The sequence below is a fragment of the Streptomyces sp. AMJ-169 genome, from assembly GCF_055597585.1.
This window is the reverse complement of record NZ_JBVLTJ010000003.1, coordinates 634,731-656,699: the sequence shown is the minus strand read 5'-3', so window position 1 is coordinate 656,699 and position 21,969 is coordinate 634,731. Positions and strand designations below refer to the sequence as shown.

The window sequence follows — 21,969 nt, the reverse complement described above, 5'->3', positions numbered from 1 at the left end:
TCCCGGACCCGGCTTCTCTTCAGTATCTCTTCAGCAAGGAGCCCGAACCATGGCAGCCGAGCTCACCGACGAGTTGAAGAAACACCTCGACGACACCAAGGTCTTCGCGACCGTGGCCACCCTGTCCCGCGACGGCCACCCGCACCTGACCGTCGTATGGATCAAACGCGACGGCGACGACCTGCTGTTCTCGACGACCGTCGACCGGGCGCAGGGGCGTAATCTCGCGCGTGACCCGCGGGTGACGGTGATGATCGTGCCGCCGGACGCGCCGTACACCTACGCCGAGATCCGCGGCACCGCGACCGTCACCCCGGACCTCGACAAGGAGCTGCCGGACGAGCTGTCCCTGAAGTACACGGGGCAGCCGTACGCCGTCTTCAACCCCGCCTCGAAGGACGACGCGGACCGTGTCGTCGTCCGCGTCACCCCGCACAAGGTCATCTCGCGGCTCTGAACTCTCCTGCACCGGCGGGGACTTGAGGTGAGTCCCCGCCCCGGGGGTGGCTGGTCAGAGGGCCGTTTTCTTCCGTGCCCGGTACGCCGCCGCCTTGATCTTGTTGCCGCAGGACTCCATCCCGCACCACTGGCGCCGCGTCCCCCGGGAGCGGTCGATGTACACGCGGGTGCACTCCGGGTTGCCGCACTCCTTGAGGAGCGGGACGTCGGGGCCGCTGAGGAGTTCCACGGCGAGCCGGGCGACGGTCGCCAGCGCCTGCCCGGACGTCGCCTCGTTGTGCCGCCCCGAGACGGTGAGCTGCGGCGTCACCGGAGTCGCGCGGGCGGCGGCGTTGAGGACGGCCAGCGCCTCCCGGTCCGGCTCCGCGCCGAGCCGCCGGCTGCCGATCAGCCGGTAGAGGGCCTCGCGTACGGTCGTCGCCGCCCGGACGTCGTCCTCGGTGCCCGGCGTGATCGTGTCCACCAGACCCGACTCCAGGTACCACGCGTTCAGCCGCTCCGGCGTCACGAACATCTCGAACCTGGTCGAACGCCGCGCGCGGAGGGTGGCCGCGAAGTCGAGGGCCGGGTGTCCGCAGACGAAGACGTGGTCGAGGTTCACGTCACCATCCTGGCAGGTGACGGGGGGAGGGGCAAGGCCCCGGGAACCCGCCGGGGCCTCCCCGCCGCCGCTACCCCAGCCGCACCTCCCGCCCCCGCCACCGGTCATGACTCGCGACGACGACCGCCGGAGAGGGAGCCCAGGGTGCGGTCGTGGGGGAGTGTGCCGGCATGGGGGTTCCTTCGGGTCGGGGGCGGGCGGGCGTCGGGTCAGGTCGTCCCGTGCTCCCTCAACACCCCCTCCGCGAGCCGGAGTCGGCGGTTCACGCCGATCTCCGTGAGGAACCGTTCGTCATGGCTCACCACCATGAACGCGCCCTGGTAGGAGTCGAGCGCGCTCTCCAGCTGGGCCGCGCTGACCAGGTCGAGGTTGTTCGTCGGCTCGTCGAGCAGCAGCAACTGCGGGGCCGGTTCGGCGCACAGGACACACGCCAGCGTCGCCCGCAGCCGCTCGCCCTCGGACAGCACACCTACTGGCAACTGTGCCCGCGCGCCGCGGAAGAGGAACCGGGCCAGCAGGTTCATCCGCTCGGCCTCGGGCCGCTCCGGCGCGCACGCGGCGAAGTTCTCGGCGACCGTACGCTCCAGGTCCAGCAGGTCCAGCCGCTGCGAGAGATACGCGATCCGCCCCTCGCCGCGCCTGATCTCCCCGGCGTCCGGGGCGAGTTCGCCGGTGATCAGCCGCAACAGGGTGGTCTTTCCTGACCCGTTGGGCCCGGTCAGCGCGATGCGTTCGGGGCCGCGCACGGTCAGGGCGAGCCCGTCGCCCGCGAACACCGGCCGTTCCCCGAACCGGACTTGGAGCCCCTCGCCGACGAACAGGTCGCGTCCGGCGGGCACCCGGGTGTCGGGCAGGTCGAGGCTGAGGCGCTGTTCGTCGCGCAGCGCCCGCCCGGCCTCCTCCAGCCGCGCCCTGGCCTCGCCGACCCGGGCCGCGTGCGTCTGCCCGGCCCGGCCCGCCGACTCCTGCGCGCCGCGCTTCATGGTGCCCGCGAAGATCCGGGGCAGCCCGGCGTTCTTGAGGTTGCGGGCCGCGTTGGACTGCCGGCGCTCGGCGCGCTCACGGGCCTGCTGCAACTCCCGCTTCTCCCGCCTGAGTTCCTGCTCCGCGCTGCGGACGTTCCGCTCCGCGACCTCCCGCTCGGCCCGCACCGCCTCCTCGTACGCGGTGAAGTCGCCGCCGTAGAAGCGCAGTTCACCGCCCGCGAGTTCGGCGATGCGGTCCATGCGGTCCAGCAGCGCCCGGTCGTGGCTGACCAGCAGCAGGCAGCCGGAGAAGTCGTCGAGGACGTCGTACAGCTGGTGCCGGGCCTCGGTGTCGAGGTTGTTGGTCGGCTCGTCCAGGAGCAACACGTCCGGTTTTTTGAGGAGTTGGGCGGCGAGGCCGAGGGAGACGATCTGGCCGCCGCTGAGGGTGCCCAGGGTCCGGCCGAGGGCGAGTGCGGCCAGGCCCAGCCGGTCGAGCTGGGCGCGGGTGCGCTCCTCGACGTCCCAGTCGTCGCCGATCGTCGCGAAGTGCTCCTCGCGCACGTCGCCGGACTCGACGGCGTCCAGCGCGCGGATCACGTCCGCGACGCCGAGCACCTCGGCGACCGTGAGCCGGCCGGACAGCGGGAGGCTCTGCGGGAGGTGACCGAGGGTGCCGCCCACGGTCAACGAGCCTTTCGTGGGCGTGAGTTCACCGGCGATCAGCTTGAGCAGCGTGCTCTTGCCGGCGCCGTTGGGCGCGACCAGGCCGGTGCGCCCGGCGGTCACGGTGAAGGACAGGTCCCGGAAGACGGGAGTGTCGTCGGGCCAGGAGAAGGACAGGGCGGAGCAGACGACGTCGGACATGAGAGACGACCTCGGAGGTGCGCGGGCAGAGCTCTGCCCTGGGTGACGTGGGGAAAAGGGGTACGACGAACGGGCCACTCAGGCAGGGCGCTTGAGCGCCGGCCGGTGGCCTGCGGATCGGGTCTCACCCCGAGATGTCGTCGTCACCCGCCACGTCCGCGGTTCCTCTCACGAGTCAGGTCGGCGCACACAGTAGCAGCCACGCAGAGCAGGGCGCACGGGGATCACCCGTCCGCCCTGCCTGGAACTCCTGGGAAAATCAGGTCACTTGACGCCGACGACCATGTACTCGGGGCCGTCGAGGTGGGTGACGGTCACCTCGCGGAAGCCCGCCTCGGTGAGCCACTCGGTGGCCTGCGCGCCGGTGTAGCCGAGCCCGCCGGCCGACACCATGGAGACGTTGAGGCTGGTCAGCAGGCCCGTGATGTTGCTGCGCCGGTCGTCGCCCACGAGCATCTCGTAGACGAGGAGGGAGCCGCCCGGCTTCAGCGCCTCGTACGCCTTGCCGATCAGCATCTTCTTGATGTCGGTGTTCCAGTCGTGCAGGACGTGCCCCATGACCAGGACGTCCCCGGACGGCAGGGAGTCGGTGAAGAAGTCGCCGGGCGCGAACCGGGCGCGGCCGGCCACGCCGACGCTCTCCAGGTGGATCCGGAAGCGGTCCTCGACCTGCGGGAGGTCGAAGACGGTGCCGTTCAGGTGCGGGTGCGCGCCGAGGACGTGACCGAGGAACGCGCCCTCGCAGCCGCCGACGTCGACGACCTCGTTCACCTGCGCCCAGTCGAACGCGGACGTCAGCGCCTGGTGCGCGCCGAGGCTGAACCCGGTCATCGAGCGGACGAAACCGGTGACCTGCTCCGGGGTCGAGTACGCCTCGCCGAAGGTGTCGGCCTCGGCGTCGGCGTCCGCGAGCGTGGCGCCCGAGACGGTCTCCTCGCCGCCGTTGGCCGCCGCCGACAGCGCCTCGGAGAAGTCCAGCCGGTCACCGCTGCGCAGCACCTCGGACATCTGCGACCAGGCCGGGAACGCGGAGTTGAGGTATTCGAGGTAGCCGGAGATGTCCTGGGCGGGCTTGCCCGGGTCGAGGTAGGTGGCCGCCAGCTCCCCGTTGCGGTACTCCCCGTCCGCCGAGCGCTCCAGCAGGCCGATGGTGACCAGGACGTCGAGGAAGTCGGGCGTGCCGCGGCCCTTCAGACCCAGCCGGGCGGCCAGTTCCTCGCCGTCGAGGGGGCCGTTCACCAGCTCGGCGAAGACGCCGAGTTCGACGGCGCTCAGCAGGGCTTTCGAGGTCCAGAAGGCGGTGGCGAGGGAGATGATCTCGTGCGGGGACCGGCGCTGGGGCGTCGTGGTCATGTGCTGGATGCCTTTCAAGAGGAGGGGGGCGGAGCGGGGGTCAGGAGGTGAGGCCCAGGTCCTCGTACACGGCGTCGCCGATCGCGAGGGTGCGCCGCTGGTGTTCGTCCTGGAGGGTCTTGCCGTTGAGGTGGAAGGCGGTGACCAGGCCGGCCTCGGGGTCGGCGAGGGCGAGGGACGTCCACAGCCCGTAGTGGCCGAACGTGCGCGGTGACGCGTACCGGCTGAAGGAGGTGAACAGCTCGCCGAGGTGGCGGGACTCCAGCCGGAAGCCCAGGCCCCAGTCGGCGTTGCCGTAGGGGTCGGTCAGGCCGACGCGGTGATGGGCCGTCAGCGCCGTCGTGGTCTGCGGGCTCAGCACCCGGCCGCCGGGGCCGCGTCCGTCCGCCAGCAGCATCTCGTACAGCCGCCCCAAATCCCGTACCGGGCCACGGGTGTTGACGCCGAACAGGGGCTGGGTGCAGCCCGCGCGGGTGGCCCACCAGTGGGTCGGCTGGGCGGGCAGGCCGCCGCCGCTGACGTAGAACAGCGGGAGCCGGCGCGCCTCTTCGGGCCAGGAGTCGTCGAGGAGGGTGACGCGGGTGTCGGACATGCCGCAGGGGAGGAGGACTTCGTCGCGCAGGAGCTGTTCCCAGCTGCGGCCGTCCACCGCGGTGAGGACCTCCGCGAGCATGAACCAGGCCCACCACGGCGAGTAGTTGATCCGCCCGCCGGCCCGCTCCGCCGGGACGGTCATGGTGCGCACCAGCTCCCGGCGGACCTCCTGCGGCGCGGTCAGCGCCCCGTGCAGCGGGTCCAGCGCCATCGGCACCGGCGAGGTGTGGGTGAGCAGCTGCCGGAGGGTGACGCGCTCCCGGCCGCCGCCGGTGAACCACGGCACGTACGCCGTCACCGGCTCGTCCAGTCCGACCAGGCCCTGTTCCCACAGCCGGCCGAACGCCACCGTGCCGACCGACTTGGCGGCGCAGTACCACATCGGGGCGGACGCGCGGGTGAACGCGACCCCGGGCCTGGCCTCGCCCAGCGCCACCGAGACCACCGTCCCCGAAGGGGCGTGCGAGACGTACAGCTGCGCGCCGGGGGTGCTGACGCCCAGCTCCCCACGGAGGACGGCCATCGTCCGCGGCAGGATCTCCGCCGCGTGCGCCTCGGCCCGCGCCTCCGCCTCGGGGACGACCGCGGGCGCTGCCGGCGGCCACTCGGGGGCCGGGTCGGGGGCGCCCTCGGTGAGGGCGCGCAGCCGGGCCACGGTCCCGTGCCGGTCCTGCTGGAGCAGCCGGTCGAGGAAGAAGACGAACATGTAGGCGCCCTCGAGCCGGAGTTCACCGTCCTCGAACAGCGCGGCCCGCTCGGCGCCGGTGCCGAACAGCAGCCGTACGGCGGCCTCGTGGCCGAGGTCGAGGGAGCAGGTCGGGCGGCCGTCGGGCGGGCCGGGCTTGAAGCGCAGGGCGCCGGTGGCCAGGTCGGCGAGGAGCTGCACCGAGGTGGCGGCGACGTTGAGGCCGATGACGACGGCCGCCGTCTCGTCCAGCGGGGGTCCCGCGCACTCCGCGTCCGCCGCGGCGAGCCAGGAGGCGGAGAACAGCGGGTGCCGGATGCCCGTGCTCAGGACGCCGGCCGTCGTCACCGGGGACGCCTGGCCAGGGTGTACCGGACCGGAGAGACGCTGGTCAGGCTGCCGTCCGGGGCCGCGATCCGGGCGAGTTCGGCGTCGACGGCGGCCTTGGCGGCGGCCCGGGACTCCTGCGGCACGCTCTCCCAGAACGCGCGCCCGGCGGTGGACCACACCCACTCCCACCACTGCGCGGCGTCCGCGAAGTGCGTGACGCAGTCCTCCTCGAAGGTCTCCACCTCCGTGAACCCCGCGTCCTCCAGCAGCGCGTGGAACGACTCGACGGACCGGAACGGGCTGCCGTCGCCGTCGATCGCGTGCCACGACACGGCCTGCCCGTACGGCGCGCTCGCCGCGAACACCGGCGCCCACCGGGGATCGCCGGGACCCCACCAGGAGACCCCCAACGTCCCCTCGGGGCGCAGCAGTTCGCGGTAGCGGGCGACTGCCTCGCGCGGGTGGGGGAAGAAGAACAGGCAGATGCCGGCGAGGACCGCGTCGAGGGAGCCCGGCTCCGGGGCGGGCAGCCCGTCGGGCGTGACCGTCTCCGCGTCGCCGCGCACCGCGCGGGCCTGGGTGAGCCCCAGCCGGTCGATCGCCTCCTGCGAGCGGGCCACCATGCCCGCCGACAGGTCGAGCCCGGTCACGTCCCCGTCCGCGCCCACCGCCCGCGCGGCGGGCACGAGGACGGCTCCGGTGCCGCAGCCCACGTCCAGGACCCGCTGGCCGGGCGCGATGCGGGCGTGGGCGACCAGGCGTTCGCCGAGGGCCGCGAAGTGGTCCACGCCGACGCGTTCGTAGTCGGGCGCGCTGCGGTCGAAGAGCGCGGCCAGCGCGACTTTTCCGTCCGTGTCGGTGGTGACGACGGTGTCGGCCGTTGTGCTGTTCATATGCTCCGCTCCTCACAGTCGTCGGACGTTCGTACGTGGATGCGCATGGGGAGAGACCTCACAGACGGGCTTGTGGGGGAGAGAGACCTCAGCGGGTGTTCAGGACGCGTCGCCCGGGAGCGCCGCGCGGCGGGCTCCCGAGGCCAGGTACTGCTGGTAGTACGCGGTGAACAGCCCGGCCTCGTCGATGACTTGGTCGACGGGTGCCAGATGGACGCCGGGTCCGAGCGCGCCGGCCGTGCGGCACAGCAGCCCGGCGGCGATCAGGGTGCCGGCGCGGTAGGCGTCGTAGCCCCGGTTGGCGACGCCCTCGTACTCGAAGAGGTTGAGGGAGCGGCCGTCGCCGAGGAGGGTCGCGGTGGTGCCGGCGGGCAGGGTGTGGCGCACCCCGACACCGGGGATCTCGACGGACTCCAGCCCCTCGAAACCCTCGCTGAACAGACTGAAGTCCTCGGCGGCGAACCCGGCGAGGAAGACGCCGTCCGGGAGGAGCGGCAACTCCTCCTCGGTGAGGGCGAGTTCGCCGGTGTTGCCGACGATCAGGAACGGGGTGTGCGCCCGCAGCGCCTCGGCCGCGGTCAGGTACGTCTCGTACCCGTGCTCGGCGGCGGCGATCAGCGCGAGCATGCTGGTGTCGACCACCGCCACCCGCACGCCCTGGAGCCGCAGATAGTGCGCCACCCGCGCGCCGAGCGTGCCGAAGCCGAGCAGCAGCGCGTGCCGGCCGAGGAACTTCTCACCGGGCAGGATCGCCCGCAGCCGGCGCACGCACGAGTCGGCGATCTCGTGGTAGCCCAGCATGGTCTTGAGCCGGGAGCGCGCCAAGTTCAGTACGGGCACGGCGAGTTCACCGGGCGCCCGGTCGATCCGCTTCAGCCCGCCGACGCCCAGCTCCAGGGCGGCGTCGACGTGTTGCTCCAGCGCGCCGCCGTACTCCTGGACGAGCAGCCCGCCGTCGTCGATCACCAGCACCTTGCGCCCGGCGGCGTGCGCCTCCTGGATGAACCGGTCCACCCGCTCGTCGACGGCGAGCGCGTGGGCGCGGTCCGCCATGTCCGCCGAGCCGTCGACGGCCGCGTCGTCGAGCGTGTCGCTGCGGTACCCGCGGTGCAGGAACCACGCGTGCACCCGGTCCCGGTGCAGCGTCCGGTCGCCCGTGGAGAGCGCGAAGATCCACCGCGGGTCCATCCCGGCGCGCTCCATGCCGAGCAGGAAGCCGACGCTGTTCTCGGTGTAGTGGTCCCGGAAGATCAACGCCCAGTCCTGGAAGGCGGGTTCGGGCACCGCGTACCGGTCGACCAGGGGCATGGCCCGGACGATCGACTCGATCTCGGCGTCCGTGTAGCGCCGGCCGCGCAGCTCCAGAGCGTGGACGAGCCGGTCGAAGAGGGCGTCCGCCTTCGCGGAGAGGGGGCCGGCGGCGGCGAGGAGGATCTGGGTGTGCGGGGCCGGGGGGTGGACGGGGTCGAGGGTGCCGGGGAGGGGGGTGGGGAGGGGGCGGGCGCGGACGGCTGTCGGCGTGCCGTCCAGGGTGAGCCGGTATTCAGTGGGGCTGTTTTCCTGGAGGGTCTCTTGAAGTGTGCCGGTCTCTTGAAGCGTGCCGGTCTGTTGAAGTTCCGGGGTCTTCTGAGTTTCGGTCTCCTGAACTTCCCCGGAGGATATTCCCTCTTCCCCCAGGACCGAGAGAATCGTGTCGAGCAGGTCCGCCATTGTCATTCGGCCGGCCATGATCTCGTAGCGGCCGGTCAAGTGATGTGCGGCGATCCCGTCCTCGACCGTGACGCCCACGGAATCGCTTACGGCAAACTCCATCGCCTCGACCTCGTTCTTGTGCGCTGTTCGGTGACGCTGCCTCGCTGGGCGTTTGCGTTTGAAGCCTACGAAGAGCGGACCGGGGCCCCTACCCCCTAATACCCCTACGACCCCCTATCCGGTGCTGCTGCCTGGGATGTTGGTACTTGCCGGTCGGTCAGGTCGGCGGGGGCTGGGGTGTCCGGGTGTCCGCCCCGCGCCGTGAAGATGCGGTACGAAGGCCGATCGCCGGCGCCTTTCACTGTCCGGGCGAGCCGGGACATGAAACTTTTGCTGGACTCGCGTTGTCAGTGGTGATGGATATGTTGGGGCACCGGAGTCGATTTACCCGGTGAGTCGCGCGGGCGGTCGGAGTCCGCGAGGAGGGGGATGCCATGAGTGCTGTCACGGAGTTGAGCGCGCGGGGCGTACATGCGGCGATGGACGCGCTGTCACGGCTCCCGGCCGGGTACGGGCCGGCGTTCGCCGAGGTGTGGAGCCGGGTGCTGGAGATCGACGGCACGCTGAAGGCGGAGTGGGAGGAGGCGTTCCCTGAGGCCAGGACCACTGCCCGGACCAAGGCCTGGAAGAGGAGCCGCTGCGAGCCTGGATCCAGGCAGCCCGTCTCGCCCTGGCGCCAGGTGGGGAGGTGCCCACACAACTTGGGCTCCCGGAAGGCGAACACGCCGAGTGGCGCGGCCTGTTGGAAGCGAGTCGCGTCTTTGACCTCAAGGCCTCGGCCGGCCTTACTGCGCGGGCCCGCCTCCACCGCACCACACCCGTCAAGTCCGAACCATTTCGCCGCACTTGGCTGATCCTCGGTACGGACCGTGCCGGGTCGCCTCTGATCCGTTCCCTGTGGCGGGACGAGAACGTCTGTACCCTCACGGCCGACCGGCGGTTGCCCACTCTCGGCCCGGGGGCGGGACCGGAGGAGGTCCGTGAGATGGTCGACACGCATGACACCGACCTGAGCCCGGCGCGCCGCGGCGAGACCGCCGCTGTCTTGCACGCCTTTCTCTCCCGGATGCGCGAGGACGACATCGTCATCACGATGGACGGTGACCGGATCTACCTCGGTGAGGTCGGGAAGGGCCCGCTCACGTGGCTGCGTGCCGCGCTGCAACGCCCCGTGCAGTGGGCCAATCTCGACAACCCGCTCACGCTCGCCGACGTGCCCCCGCAGCTCGCCGACCCTTTGGGCAGCATGAGCGTCGGCCTGCTGGAGCTGTCCGAGTTCACCGCGGACCTCGAAGTCCTCCTGGACGAAGACCCCGTCCAGACCCCAGCGGCTCGGTCGCCGAAGCCGAACTCCCGGACGCCGCACAGGAGCCGGCGGACGAGCTGACGACGCGGGACCCGGAGTGGCTCCAGGACTGCGTCGAACTCCTCCGCGACCGGCCCCAGTTGATCCTCCACGGGCCGCCGGGCAGTTCCATCCGGCTTATTCCTGCGAGGACTTCTTCGAAGGGTTCCGGCCGAGCGCGGTGCCCCTCGTGGCGGAGGAGGCGAGCGGTCCGGGCGAGTTCACCGACGGCCGCGGGCTGTCCGACGCCGGTTCGGGAATCGTGTTCGACCTGGTCCCCGGACCGCTCAAGACGCTCGCCGAGGAAGCCGAGAGTTCGTGCACCTGCTCTACAGCTCGGACAAAGGCCGCCGCTTCCAGCTGCCCCGCAACCTCGTCATCATCGGCACGATGAACACCACCGACCGCTCCATCGCCCTCATGGACGCGGCCGTGCGCCGGCGCTTCTCCTTCGTGGAACTGCACCCGTCACGGGAACCGGTGAACTTCCTTCCGGCCGACCGGCTGAAGCGGAAGGAGTTCCGGCCCGACGCCGCCGTGCATACCCGGCCCAAGGGACTGGAGCGGGTCCGGCGGCATCAGATCCTGCCTCTCCTCGCTGAGCTCCACTGGGGCGACGACGTGGATGTGGAAGCCGAGCACGGCCTGGAGACGCTTCGGGAGGAGACCGGTCTGGAGCCCGGCGTCCAGGCAGCGCCGGGAGCCATCGGACGACCGTCGTCGGGACCGGTACGCGCCCCGTACTGCCCGAGCCGCGCCGGCCTGCGAGCCGGGTGAGCCACACCCCCGGAGATCGCGTACGACGAGCACACCACCGGCATCCCCGAGAACCAGCTGCTGCCCGGTGCCGCCCGCCGGCTGGCGCGGTTGCCGGATGTCCCGCAGGCTCTGCGAGCCCGACTGCGCCGGTTCGACGCCCGGCTCGAGGATGTCACCGCGGAGATCGCCCTGCGCGGTGCCTCGTTCGAGTACGAGGACGGGCGGCCCGTCCGTGCGGACGGCCTCCTGTTCAACATGGAGAAGGTCTTCGAGGACTTTCTCGCGAGCGCTCTGGGCGCGGCCTTCGAACGGCACATGGGCGGCCGCAGCCGGCCTCATCCGCCGGCGGCCTCCACCACTGGCCCGGACCATCGCCGAGGCCCCGCGCGAGGGTGGTGACATGAGCGACGTACGCGCATTCAGGAGGTGTATTCCGGACAGGTTCGCGGCAATCGCCCACAGGATTCGGCCATTCGGGCCTGACCATGTCCGGTCTTGAGGATCATGGACGCGCCATGACGTTCTCGACAGCCGGTTCCGAGGGCCGTGCCGATGACGTCGGCCGGCCCGGCTACGGTCCCTTCGCGCACCTCACCGTGCCCAACACCGCCCTCTACCGCACGGTGATGCGGGTGTTCACCGAGGCCAAGGAACGCTTCGCGGTGCATCTGCGGCCGGAGGACGTGTACGCGGCACTGGCCGCGCCCGAGCGCCCCTCGGACCTCGACGCCCTCGTCAAGGCACTGGACAGCCTGGCCGAGTGGGGCAATCTGCGCGCCGACCCGGACACGGCCCGCGTCACGACCCCCGAGGACTTCTACCGCAAACGCTTCATCTACCAGCTCACCCAGGCCGGTGAGGCCGCCGAGACCGCACTCGGGGCGTACGACGCCGCGCTCGGCCGGCGGGGCGAACTCCAGGCCGTCGCCCTGCACGACATCGTCAGCCAGCTGCGCGCCCTCCTCGTCATCGCCGCGCAGGACGAGGCCGATCCGGCGAAGACCCACCTCGCTCTGCTGGGACTCGCGGACCGCTTCACCGCCCTCGCCGACAACGCCCGCGCGTTCATGGGCTCCTTGCAGCGCACCATCGACCTGCACGGCGTCGAGGTGGACACCTTCCTCGCCTACAAGGACCGGTTGATCCAGTACCTGGAGCGGTTCATCCAGGACCTGATCACCCTGGGCGGCCGGATCGCCGCGCTCATCGGGGCGCTCACCGAACAGGGCCAGGTGGAACCGCTGCTGCGGCTCGCGGCGGCCCGGGAGGCCGTCGACGCCGCTCCCGGCGAGGCGGAGCGGGCCGCGGCCGAGGCGTACCGGCGCTGGCAGGCGCGCTGGCGCGGGCTCGCCGACTGGTTCGTGTCGGAGGAGGGCAGGGAGTCGCAGGCCGGCCTGCTGCGCCGCAGAGCGCTCGGCTCGATTCCGCAACTCCTGTCCGTCGTACGGCAGTTGAACGACCGCCGGGCCGGGCGTTCGGACCGGTCGGCGGACTTCTGGACGCTGGCCCGCTGGTTCGCCGAAGCCCCCGACGACGAGGCACGGCACCGCCTGTGGCGGGTGGCCTTCGGGCTGTACCCCGCACGGCACCTGACCGTGGACGGCGACACCCTGGCGGCCCGCACGGCCGCCCCCGTGCCGGCCGCCACCCCGTGGCGGGAGGCCGAACCGGTGCGCATCAGCCCGCAGTTGCGCCGTACCGGCAGCTACGAACGCCGCGGCAGGTCCCGCCGGGTGACCGACCGCACCGAGGCCCGCCGGTACCTGGCCGAGCTGGCCGCCCGGGAGCGCGGGCAGACGGCGCGGGCCCGCGCCGCGCTCGCGACCGGCGGCGAGACGAGGCTGTCCCGGCTCGGCGAGCTGGACCCGCTCGCCTTCGCCCTGTTCCTGCGGCTGCTCGGCGACGCCCTCTCGACGTGGCGGCCCGGCATGACCCGGACGGTGGCCACCAGCGGCGACGGCTCGATGGAGATCCGGCTGACGGCCCTGGACGACGGGACCCGCGCCGAGATCCGCACCCCGCACGGCGTGTTCCGGGGGCCCGACCACCTCGTGGAGATCGTCGACCTGACCGAGACCCGCAAGGCCCCGGAGGACACCGATGGCTGACCCGCTCGGCGAGGTGCTGGAGGGCCAGCGGGCCGCCGACATCCAGAAAGCGGCCCGCGCCCTGCTGAAGGAACCGCTGCTGACCGCCTCGGGCCCGTACGCGGACGAGTTCCGCCTGGTCCGCCGGTACGAGACGGAACTGCGCGACTGGTTCGACCGCAACGTCGGCTGGTCCGTGCGGGTGGACGCGGAGGCGGCCCGGCTGCGCAAGAACCCGGGCGGCCTCACCGACGCCACCCACCCGGCCCGCGAGCCCGGCCGCGCGGCCCTGCCCTTCACCCGCCGCCGCTACGTCCTGCTCTGCCTGGCCCTGGCGGCGCTCGAACGAGGCGAGGCACAGGTCGCCCTGGGCCGCCTCGCCGAACAGGTGGTCCTGGCCGCGGCCGACCCCCACCTGGCCGCCGCGGGCATCACGTTCACACTGGAACGCCGGGACGAGCGCCTCGACCTCGCCGCCGTGGTCCGGCTGCTGCTGCGGTTCGGAGTCCTGCGCCGGGTGGCCGGCGACGAGGACGCGTACGTCAACGGGGTGGGCGACGTGCTCTACGACGTCCGGCGCCGCGTCCTCGCCGGGGTGCCGGCGACCCGGCGCGGCCCGTCCATGGTGACCGCCACCACCCTCGACGACCGGCTGGCGGAACTCACCGCCGAGACCGCCCTGGACAGCGACGAACTGCGGTTCCGGGCGATCCGCCGCAAGCTCACCCGCCGCCTGCTCGACGACCCGGTGCTCTACTACGACGAGCTGACCGACGACGAACTGATCTACCTCACCCGGCAACGCGGCTTCCTCACCGCCCGCGTCACCGAACTGACCGGACTCGTCCCCGAGGTGCGCGCCGAAGGCATCGCCATGGTCGACCCGCTGGACGACCTCACCGACGTACGCATGCCGGAGCAGGGCACCCACGGCCACATCACCCTGCTGCTCGCCGGGCATCTGGCCGCGCGCGACGGCTGCGTCGGCTTGGCCGAACTGGAGCGGAAGGTCCGTGAACTGGCCGTCGAACACGGCAGTTTCTGGTTGAAGGCCGCCAAAGAACCGGGTGCCGAACCCGAGTTGGTCGCCTGGGCCGTCGAACGGCTCGTGGCCCTCAGGCTGGTGACACGGACGCCCGAAGGGGTCGTGGCCCGCCCGGCCCTGGCCCGGTACGCGGTCGGCGCACCCCAGGTGAGACAGCGGTGACCGGCCGGCCGGCCTCGCTCTCCGCCTCCGTACTACGAAAGGCCCACCGGTGACCGCACTGCCCACCCCCGCCCCCGGCCGGTGGCGCCCGCTGCGTATCGGACTCGTCGACCTCTTCCACTACGACGTCGAGGAGTTCTGGTTCCACGACGGCCGGCTGCTGCTGCGCGGCAACAACGGCACCGGCAAGTCGAAGGTCCTCGCCCTGACCCTCCCCTTCCTCCTCGACGGCGACCTCTCCGCCCGCCGCGTGGAGCCCGACGGCGACCCCGGCAAACGCATGGAGTGGAACCTGCTGCTCGGCGGGGAACACCCGCACCCCGAACGGCTCGGCTACACCTGGATCGAATTCGGCCGCCGCGACGGGACGACGGGAGAGGAACACTTCTGCACCTTGCTGTGCGGCCTGAAGGCGGCCAGCGGACGCGGCATCGCCCGCCACTGGTTCGCGGTCACCGACCAGCGCGTCGGCCGCGACCTCGCCCTCCTCGACGCCACCGGCACCGCCCTGTCCCGCGACCGGCTCGCCGAGGCCGTCGGCACGCACGGCATGGTCCACGACACGGCCAAGTCCTACCGCCGCGCGGTCGACGAGACCCTCTTCGGCCTCGGCGAGCGGCGCTACGGCGCGCTGGTGGACCTGCTGATCCAGCTCCGCCAGCCGCAGCTGTCCAAGCGGCCCAACGAGGCGGCGCTCTCCCGCGCCCTCACCGAGGCGCTCCCGCCCATGGACCAGGCGGTCATCGCCGACGTCGCCGAGGCGTTCCGCTCCCTGGACGAGGAGAAGGCCGAACTGCGGGCGGCGAACGAGGCGGAGAAGGCGGCCGCCGCGTTCCTCGGCGACTACCGGCGCTACGCACGCGTCGCCGCCCGCAGACGAGCCCGGCTGCCCCGCAGCGAACACGCCCGCTACGAACAGCTGCAACGCGATCTGACCCATGCGCACACCGACCGCGAGCGCGCCCTGGCGGACCGGACAGCCGCCGAGGAAGAGACCGCGGAGCTGGAGGCGCGCATCACCCGCCTCACCGCGCAGGAGGCCGCGCTGCGGGCCGGACCCGAGATGCGCGACGCGCGGGCGCTCGAACAGGCGGCGGCCGACGCCTCCCGCACCACCGCCGAACGGGCCCGGGCCGACGAGGACGTCAGACAGGCCGAGACCGCCCACCACCGGGCCGCGTTCCGGCTGACCGCCGCCGAGAGCCGGCAGGCCGCCGCGCAGCGGGCACTGGGTGAACTCCGGGCCCGGGTCGGGGAGACCGCCACGGCCGCGCGCATCACCGGCGACCTCGTGCCGCACGGGGTCCCCGAGGCCGAACTGCGCCGCACGACAGGGGAGTCGGCCGACCGGCGGCGCCGTACGGTCGAACACCTGGAGCTGCTCGCGGACCGCTCGGACCGGGCGCAGGGCGAGCGCCGGGCCGCGCTCCGGCGGGCCGACGAGGCGCAGGAGGAGGCCGTCCACAGCGGGGTGCGGCAGGCCGAGGCGGAAGAGAACGCCGCAGGCCAGGGACGCGCCCTCGTCGACGGGGTACGCGTCCACCTCGCCGCCTGCCAGGAACTGGCCGTCCCTGGACTTCCCGGGCTGCTGGACGGTCTCCAGGACTGGGTGGTCACCCTGGACGGGACCAACCCCGCCCGTGCCGCCGCGTCCGGCGCACACCGCGCACGCGCGGCCGAACTCGCCTACCGGACAGCACAGTTGACCCGCCACCGGGACGAACTGGTGGAACAGTGCCGCCTGTTCGAACAGGAACTCGCCGCCCTGGAGAGCGGCGGACAGTCCGCTCCCCCCGCGCCCCGCACCCGCGCCCCCGGCATCCGGGACCGGCGGGACGGAGCACCGCTGTGGCGGCTCGTCGAGTTCCACGACACCGTCCCCGAGCGTGAACGCGCAGGCCTGGAAGCCGCGTTGGAGGCCTCCGGCCTGCTGGACGCCTGGGTCTCACCGGCCGGCCCGGCGCTGACCGGGGACGGCCACGACGTCCTCCTCGACCCGAACGCACCGGTCTTCGGGACGAGCCTCGCGGACGCGCTGCGCCCGGCGGTGGACCACGGCGACGCGCGGGCCGCCGCCGTCGGCGAGCCGGTGGTGCGCAGGCTGCTGGCCGCGATCGGCCTCGTCCCCGACGGCGGCGCCGCACCCGAGGCCCGCGTCGCGGGAACCTGGGTGTCCGCCGACGGCCGCTTCCGCTCCGGCGCGCTCACCGGCAGCTGGACCAAACCCGCCGCCCAGTACGTCGGAGAAGGCGCCCGGGAAGCCGCCCGCCGGGCCCGCGTTCAGGAAGTACGCGCCCAGCTCGCCTCCCTGCGTGCCCGGTCGGAGGCGGCCGGGGACGAACTGCGAGCGGTCGACCAGCTCCGCCGCACCCTGGACGACGAACTGACGTCCTTCCCCGACGACGACGCCCTGCGCACCGCCCACGCGCTCGTCGCGGCGGCCTCGGACGCCGCACACCGCGCCCGCGCCCGGCACGAGGAACGGGCGGGCGAACTCGCCGACGCGACCCGGGCCGCGGACACGGCGACCGCCGAACTGACCACCACCGCCGCCGACATGGGACTCCCCGCCGACCGGGAGGGCCTGTCCGGCGTACGCCGCGCCCTCACCGAACTCGCCACCCTGCTGGCCGCGTTCTGGCCGGCCCTGCGCGAGCACACGGAAGCAGGACGGTCCGTCGGCCAGGAGAGGACGGACACCGACGGGGCGGCCCGGCGCACGGCCGAGCTCTCGCTACGCGCCGCCGACGCCGCGCGGGCGGCGGACACCGCCGGCGAACGGCACACGACCCTGCTCTCCACCGTGGGGGCCGCCGTCGCCGAACTCGGGCGGCGGCTCGCCGAGACCGCCGGGGCCCGGCAGAGCTGCGCCGACGGCCTCAAGGCGGCCCAGGCCTCCCGTACCGACGCCGACCGCCGGGCCAGCCACGCCGAGGGCCGCACCGAACAGCTCGGGAAGGACCTGATCGACGCCACGGCGGCCCGGGAGCGGGCCATCGCCGCCCTGCGGCGCTTCGCGGCGACCGGGCTGCTCACCGTGGCCCTGCCGGAAACCGCCGTCCCGGACACGGACGCGGCCACCGGGGTCTGGGCGGCCACCCCCGCGATCTCCCTGGCCCGCGCCATGGAGGCGGAACTCTCCGGCGTCGACGACTCGGACGGGGCCTGGGAGCGGGTGCAGAAGCGGCTGAGCGAGGAGTTCGCCAAGCTACAGGACGCCCTGTCCCGCAACGGCCACAGCGCGACGGCGTACCCGGGCGAGGACGGCATGCGGGTCCACATCGTCTACCAGGGCCGCGAGCGGACCGTGCCCGAGATCGCCGAGGCGCTCGGCGCGGAGGTCGAGGAGCTGACCCGCATCCTGTCCGCGCACGAGCGGGAGGTCCTCGAGACCCATCTGATCACCGAGGTCGCCGGCACCCTCCAGGAACTGATCGGCGCCGCCGAGCGGCAGGTCCGCGCCATGAACGCGGAGCTGGAGGAACGGCCCACCTCGACCGGCATGAGACTGCGCCTGGTGTGGCGGGGGTCCCGGAAGGCACCCCAGGGGCTCGCGCAGGCCCGTGAACGGCTGCGGCAGTCCGCGGACGCCTGGTCCCCCGAGGACCGCGCGGCGGTGGGGGAGTTCCTCCAGACCCAGATCGCCCGCCGGCAGGCCGACGGCAGCTCCGGCAGCTGGCTGGAGGACCTGACGGCCGCACTCGACTACCGGGCCTGGCACGAGTTCGGCATCGAGCGCCAGCAGCACGGCAAGTGGGTCTCCGCCACGGGCCCCGCCTCCGGCGGAGAACGCGTGCTCGCCGTGTCGGTCCCCCTGTTCGCCGCGGCGTCCTCCCACTACGCGAGCGCGCGGGCGCCGTACGCGCCGCGGCTGGTCACGCTCGACGAGGCGTTCGCCGGAGTGGACGACGACTCGCGGGCCAAGTGCCTCGGACTGCTGCACGCCTTCGACCTCGACGTCGTCATGACCAGCGAACGCGAGTGGGCCTGCTACCCGCAGGTCCCGGGCATCGCCATCGCGCAGCTCTCACGGGTCGACGGGATCGCGGCGGTGCTGGTGACACGCTGGGAGTGGGACGGGGCCGCGCGGGTGCGGGGCGCGGGACCGGACGACCCCGTGCCGGAGGCGGAGCGGGACCAGGAGGCACTGTGGACATGACCGAGCCCTCGGCGGACGCGGACGAGGACCGGCTGCGGCGCCTCCTGGGCGGCCCGGAGCTGTCCTGGCTCCTCCAGCGCGTCCGGCACCGCATGGCCCACGCGAGACCGCTCACCGCGACGGTCACCCTCACCGCCCCCACCGAAGCCCAACGCCGCGCGGCCGAACGCCTGTTGGGCCGTGGCCCGGGTGCCGGCGGTTCGCTGACCGTACGGCTCGAGGACGTGGACGCGGTGCTGCGCCGGTCCGGGGCGAGCCCGGCCGGTCTCGCCGCCGCCGTCGTCACCCTGACCGGCGGGGTGGACCTTGCCGGCGAGCGGAAGGCCGCGGAGGCCCAGGCGTGGGAGGAAGCGTATTCCCCCTTGCGGCTGTTCGCCCCCGCCCTCGGCCTCGCCGAGTGGGCGGCCCAGCTGACCGGCAGCGGCCGGATACGACGGCTCACCCGCACCCCGCAAGCGGCGCGCGCCCTGGTGGAGGACGCCGTCAAGGCGCTCGCCGCGCTGCCCGCCGAACCCGCCGTGTCCCTGGCGGCGTTCGCGGCACAGACCCTCGGCGACGCCCACGCCCTGGACGACGGACGGCCGTTGACGACCGTCGTACGGTCCGCGGTGCACGCGCTGACGGGGAGCGAGGAGGAGAAGGGCGCCCGCGGGCAGCGGGAAGTGTGGGCCTCGGTGGGCCTGCTGAAGGACGACGTGTCTTCGACGGTGCTCACCCTCAGCCTCCGCGGCACACCGGCCCTGGACTGGACGGCCGACCTGGGGGAGCCCGCGGTGCTGACTCTGCGCCAGCTGGTCCGGCATCCGCTCGCGGGAGCACCGGCGTGGGTGCACGTGTGTGAGAACCCGGCCGTCCTCACAGCCGCGGCGGACGCCTACGGGCCGCGCTGCCCGCCCATGGTCTGTCTCCAGGGCCAGCCGTCCACCGCCGCGCTCACCCTGCTGCGCCGGATGCACGAGCAAGGAGCGGCTCTCCGCTACCACGGGGACTTCGACTGGGGCGGCCTGCGCATCGCCTCGACGCTGCTGCGGAGCGTGCCGTGGACTCCCTGGCGCTATACGGCAGCCGACTACCGCGCGGCGGCGGGCGCGGGACCCGGTTCGCTGAGCCTGACCGGCACACCGGCCGACGCGCCCTGGGACCCGGCGCTCGCTCAGGCACTCACCGAACTCGGCGTCCGTGTCGAGGAGGAGACGGTCCTCGACGACCTCTTGGGCGATCTCAAGCCGGCCCGGCACCGAACGTGAGATTCGTGAAGGTGTGCCCCTGGACGACGGGACCGTGCTGCGTGCCGCCGGAGACGCTGTTGTGCACCGTCTCCGCCGGAGCGGAACGCAGCACGGGCGTGAACTCCTCGACCAGGAGCCGGAGTTCGGCGGCGGCGTCAGGGTCCCGCGTCAGCAGCCGGCGCAACTGGAGCCGCACCGAAGCCGTCAGGTCGGCGGCGAGCTCTTCCTCGTCGGCGCTTCCGGCCGCCGCGACCAGAGCGGTGCGGGACTCCTCCAACTCGCCTGCCACGGCGGCGGATTCACCGCCCCGGGAGAGGAGCCGCGCCAGTCGCTGCCGCGCCTGCTCCCACGCGTCGGTGACCATCAGCCCGACCACCGTCGTCGCGCCGGTCCCGATCAGTGTCATCAGTTCCGCTTCCACAAGGCCCCCGCTTCTTCTCTCCACGTTGCTCCGGCCGTCCACCGTATGCTGCGAACCGGTACCGGTGCCACAGGCCGGCGGCGGGTACGTTGAGGCCTGGTCCGGGCGAACAAAAGGGGGATGGCGTGGACGAACGGGAAGCCGGTGCGATGACGACCACGCACAATTCCGTCTCCGGGAACGCGGTGATCAACGGTCCCCTCCTGATGGCGGGGCGGGTGGAGTCGATGAACGTGACGCTGCCCGCGCTGCATGTGACTCCCCATCAGATCCCGCCCGCCAACCGTTCGTTCGTCAACCGCACGGCCGAACTCGCCCGCCTGTGCGAGATCGCGGAGGCGCTGCGGGCGTCGCGGATGCCAGGCGTCGTCGTCCTCTCCGGGTTCGGCGGGGTGGGCAAGACGCAGCTGGTGGCGCACTGGGTCGCCAGAAAGCTGGCGCCCGCCTATCCCGGCGGCCATCTCTACGTCGACCTGGGCTCGGGCCGCCGGGACGGCGCGGGTGACGTGAACGGCGCCCTCGAGGGCTTCCTGCGGGCGCTCGGCGTGCACGATCAGTTCATCCCGGCCGGCTTGGGGGAACGCGCCGCGCTGTTCCGCAGCCTCACGGCGGAACGGGACATGCTCGTCGTCGTCGACAACGCCCGGCAGGCGGCGGAGGTGCGCCCGCTGATCCCGGCCACCGGCCTGCTCGTGGCCACCAGCCGCACCAAGCTGCCCGGCCTGACGATGGACGGCGCGGTGTCCGTCCCCCTCGCTCCGCTCGACGAACGGGCCGGGGTGGAGTTCGTACGCGGCTGGCGCGCGGCCGACACCGACAGCGAGGCCCGGACGCTGGTCCGGCTGTGCGGCGGTCTGCCCCAGGCGCTGCGCGGGGTGGGCGAATGGCTGGCGCAGCACCCGCAGTTCGGCCTGGCCGACGCGGTGCGGGCACTCGACGCGGACGCCATACCGGATGCGAAGGACAGGACCACATCGGTGAAGACAGCTCTCGACATGGCCTACGAAGGCCTGCCGGGCCCCGCCGCACAGTTGTACCGGCTCATCGGCTGCCTGCCGGGCACGACGTTCACGGCGGGCCTCGCGGCGGCGGCCGGTGTGCCCGAGGCGGAGGGCGCGGTGGGCGAGCTGCTCAGCGCCGACCGGATGACCGAGGTCAACTCGCCGGACAGGCCACGCCGTTACCGGCCGCACGACGCGATCAGGGAGCACGCCAGGCGTGGTCTCCCGGAGCCCGAGCGGAGTGCTCTCCTGCGGGCCGTGGCCGACTTCTACACGGCGGCCACGGCGCACGCGGACATCGCCGCGCTCGGCGCGGGCCGCTTCCGCCTCCAGCCGCCGCCGGCCTCCTCCCTGGCCGAACTCTCCCCGGGCGAGGACCTGTTCGCGGACGGCGCGCAGGCACGGGAGTGGCTCGACGCCGAACGCGGCAACCTGCTGGCACTGCTGCGCGCCGCCGCCGACGAGGAGTGGCACGAGACCGTCTGGCAGCTCTGCGAATCACTCTGGGCGCTGTTCGACGGACGCAGGCATCATCTCGACTCCGTCGAGGCGCATCGCCTGGGCATCGCGGCGGCCAGGAACGCCGGCCGCCCGGACGCCGAGATCCGCATGCGCAACCAACTGGCGCGTGCGCACTACGGGTTGGGCGAGTACGACGAGGCCGGCCGGGCGCTGACGCTGGCCGAGCCGCTGCTGGCCGAGGTCGCCGACGCACGGCTGAGCGGCATGATCCGGGAGACGCAAGGACTGATCGCGCTCGCCTCGGGAGCCGCGCAGGAGGCCCACGAACTGTTCGTCCAGGCGCTGGAGGCCAACTCCGCCGTCCCGGACGCGCACGGCGTCGTGGTGCAGTCGTACAACGTCGGGCAGGCGCTGGTCGCCGCGGGGCGCGAGGAGGAGGCCCTCGACGTGCTGACCGGGGCCAGGGCGCAGGCCGTGGCGGACGGCGACGCCGGGATGCTGCCCCGTATCGACCTCGTCCGGGCGCGGGCGCTCCAGCGGCTGGAGCGGCTCGGGGCCGCGAGCGAGGCGGCGATCAGCGCGGCGGAGCTGGCGAACGAGCAGCACCAGTACGCCAGACTCGACCAGGCGCTGGGGGTGCTCTCCGAGCTGGCCGCGAGCACGAGCGACACGCGACTGCGGGCCGCCTGCGAGGCGAAGCTGCGGGTGCTGCACACAGGCGTGGGAGTGATGGCCGAGGCTCACTGAGCCGCTCGAGACCCGCCTTCCGCACGCCGCCCGTTCCTGATTTCCCTGATGCC

16 protein-coding genes are annotated in these 21,969 nt (G+C 73.0%); 9 read left to right on the top strand and 7 right to left on the bottom strand.

Annotated elements, in window-relative coordinates:
• The first annotated feature begins 49 nt into the window (after positions 1 to 49).
• Positions 50 to 457 (top strand): PPOX class F420-dependent oxidoreductase, encoded by a 408-nt coding sequence (locus ACYUD3_RS11020; protein WP_470967373.1) that lies wholly within the window; start codon positions 50 to 52, stop codon positions 455 to 457.
• A gap of 54 nt (positions 458 to 511) precedes the next feature.
• Here the strand turns inward: ACYUD3_RS11020 and ACYUD3_RS11015 are convergent, their stop codons facing one another.
• The 6 genes from ACYUD3_RS11015 to ACYUD3_RS10990 all read right to left on the bottom strand — a co-directional run bounded on the left by ACYUD3_RS11015 (position 512) and on the right by ACYUD3_RS10990 (position 8,559).
• Positions 512 to 1,060, bottom strand: a complete 549-nt coding sequence (locus tag ACYUD3_RS11015; RefSeq protein ID WP_470967370.1) for a CGNR zinc finger domain-containing protein — start codon at positions 1,058 to 1,060, stop codon at positions 512 to 514.
• A gap of 209 nt (positions 1,061 to 1,269) precedes the next feature.
• Positions 1,270 to 2,892, bottom strand: coding sequence for a ribosomal protection-like ABC-F family protein (gene abc-f / locus ACYUD3_RS11010; RefSeq protein WP_470967368.1), 1,623 nt, complete (start codon positions 2,890 to 2,892; stop codon positions 1,270 to 1,272).
• Between the two features lie 264 nt (positions 2,893 to 3,156).
• The gene (locus ACYUD3_RS11005) at positions 3,157 to 4,245 is read right to left on the bottom strand and encodes a methyltransferase (RefSeq protein ID WP_470967366.1); all 1,089 of its coding nucleotides are present in this window, start codon (positions 4,243 to 4,245) and stop codon (positions 3,157 to 3,159) included.
• Between the two features lie 40 nt (positions 4,246 to 4,285).
• Positions 4,286 to 5,872 (bottom strand): serine hydrolase domain-containing protein, encoded by a 1,587-nt coding sequence (locus ACYUD3_RS11000; protein WP_470967363.1) that lies wholly within the window; start codon positions 5,870 to 5,872, stop codon positions 4,286 to 4,288.
• Entirely contained in the window at positions 5,869 to 6,747 is an 879-nt protein-coding gene (locus ACYUD3_RS10995; RefSeq protein ID WP_470967362.1) for a class I SAM-dependent methyltransferase, read from the bottom strand. The genes ACYUD3_RS11000 and ACYUD3_RS10995 overlap by 4 nt, the downstream gene beginning before the upstream one ends.
• A gap of 99 nt (positions 6,748 to 6,846) precedes the next feature.
• Positions 6,847 to 8,559 carry a Rossmann-fold NAD(P)-binding domain-containing protein gene (locus ACYUD3_RS10990; RefSeq protein WP_470967360.1) on the bottom strand — a complete coding sequence of 571 codons (1,713 nt, stop codon included), beginning with the start codon at positions 8,557 to 8,559 and terminating at the stop codon, positions 6,847 to 6,849.
• 925 nt (positions 8,560 to 9,484) lie between these two features.
• On the opposite strand from ACYUD3_RS10990, the gene ACYUD3_RS10985 reads away from it, so the two are divergent.
• The 7 genes from ACYUD3_RS10985 (at position 9,485) to ACYUD3_RS10955 (ending at position 19,303) form a co-directional block, all read left to right on the top strand.
• Positions 9,485 to 9,886: a hypothetical protein gene (locus tag ACYUD3_RS10985; RefSeq protein WP_470967357.1), complete on the top strand. Its 402-nt coding sequence runs from the start codon at positions 9,485 to 9,487 to the stop codon at positions 9,884 to 9,886.
• Between the two features lie 276 nt (positions 9,887 to 10,162).
• Positions 10,163 to 10,621, top strand: coding sequence for a hypothetical protein (locus tag ACYUD3_RS10980; protein ID WP_470967355.1), 459 nt, complete (start codon positions 10,163 to 10,165; stop codon positions 10,619 to 10,621).
• Between the two features lie 90 nt (positions 10,622 to 10,711).
• Entirely contained in the window at positions 10,712 to 11,002 is a 291-nt protein-coding gene (locus ACYUD3_RS10975) for a 5-methylcytosine restriction system specificity protein McrC (RefSeq protein ID WP_470967353.1), read from the top strand.
• A gap of 116 nt (positions 11,003 to 11,118) precedes the next feature.
• Positions 11,119 to 12,711 carry a TIGR02677 family protein gene (locus tag ACYUD3_RS10970; RefSeq protein ID WP_470967351.1) on the top strand — a complete coding sequence of 531 codons (1,593 nt, stop codon included), beginning with the start codon at positions 11,119 to 11,121 and terminating at the stop codon, positions 12,709 to 12,711.
• Positions 12,704 to 13,897 carry a TIGR02678 family protein gene (locus tag ACYUD3_RS10965; protein ID WP_470967348.1) on the top strand — a complete coding sequence of 398 codons (1,194 nt, stop codon included), beginning with the start codon at positions 12,704 to 12,706 and terminating at the stop codon, positions 13,895 to 13,897. Before ACYUD3_RS10970 ends, ACYUD3_RS10965 begins: the two co-directional genes overlap by 8 nt.
• Positions 13,898 to 13,946: 49 nt before the next feature.
• Positions 13,947 to 18,056, top strand: coding sequence for a TIGR02680 family protein (locus ACYUD3_RS10960; RefSeq protein ID WP_470967346.1), 4,110 nt, complete (start codon positions 13,947 to 13,949; stop codon positions 18,054 to 18,056).
• The gene (locus ACYUD3_RS10955; protein ID WP_470967343.1) at positions 18,053 to 19,303 is read left to right on the top strand and encodes a TIGR02679 family protein; all 1,251 of its coding nucleotides are present in this window, start codon (positions 18,053 to 18,055) and stop codon (positions 19,301 to 19,303) included. The genes ACYUD3_RS10960 and ACYUD3_RS10955 overlap by 4 nt, the downstream gene beginning before the upstream one ends.
• Here ACYUD3_RS10955 and ACYUD3_RS10950 read toward each other — a convergent pair.
• A complete protein-coding gene (locus ACYUD3_RS10950) occupies positions 19,278 to 19,691 on the bottom strand; it encodes a hypothetical protein (RefSeq protein ID WP_470967341.1) in 414 nt (137 codons plus the stop codon). The genes ACYUD3_RS10955 and ACYUD3_RS10950 overlap by 26 nt on opposite strands.
• Before the next feature lie 140 nt (positions 19,692 to 19,831).
• Here ACYUD3_RS10950 and ACYUD3_RS10945 point away from each other — a divergent pair, with 140 nt between their 5' ends.
• Positions 19,832 to 21,916, top strand: a complete 2,085-nt coding sequence (locus ACYUD3_RS10945; protein ID WP_470967339.1) for a hypothetical protein — start codon at positions 19,832 to 19,834, stop codon at positions 21,914 to 21,916.
• Positions 21,917 to 21,969: the final 53 nt, after the last annotated feature.

What these genes read in the sequence shown, in the direction of transcription:
- ACYUD3_RS10970 (WP_470967351.1), top strand. Translation starts at nt 11,119, where the DNA reads ATGACGTTCTCGACAGCCGGTTCCGAGGGCCGTGCCGATGACGTCGGC.
- ACYUD3_RS10985 (WP_470967357.1), top strand. Translation starts at nt 9,485, where the DNA reads ATGGTCGACACGCATGACACCGACCTGAGCCCGGCGCGCCGCGGCGAG.
- ACYUD3_RS11005 (WP_470967366.1), bottom strand. Translation starts at nt 4,245, where the DNA reads ATGACCACGACGCCCCAGCGCCGGTCCCCGCACGAGATCATCTCCCTC.
- ACYUD3_RS10955 (WP_470967343.1), top strand. Translation starts at nt 18,053, where the DNA reads ATGACCGAGCCCTCGGCGGACGCGGACGAGGACCGGCTGCGGCGCCTC.
- ACYUD3_RS10965 (WP_470967348.1), top strand. Translation starts at nt 12,704, where the DNA reads ATGGCTGACCCGCTCGGCGAGGTGCTGGAGGGCCAGCGGGCCGCCGAC.
- ACYUD3_RS10990 (WP_470967360.1), bottom strand. Translation starts at nt 8,559, where the DNA reads ATGGAGTTTGCCGTAAGCGATTCCGTGGGCGTCACGGTCGAGGACGGG.
- ACYUD3_RS10995 (WP_470967362.1), bottom strand. Translation starts at nt 6,747, where the DNA reads ATGAACAGCACAACGGCCGACACCGTCGTCACCACCGACACGGACGGA.
- ACYUD3_RS11020 (WP_470967373.1), top strand. Translation starts at nt 50, where the DNA reads ATGGCAGCCGAGCTCACCGACGAGTTGAAGAAACACCTCGACGACACC.
- ACYUD3_RS10950 (WP_470967341.1), bottom strand. Translation starts at nt 19,691, where the DNA reads ATGACACTGATCGGGACCGGCGCGACGACGGTGGTCGGGCTGATGGTC.
- abc-f (WP_470967368.1), bottom strand. Translation starts at nt 2,892, where the DNA reads ATGTCCGACGTCGTCTGCTCCGCCCTGTCCTTCTCCTGGCCCGACGAC.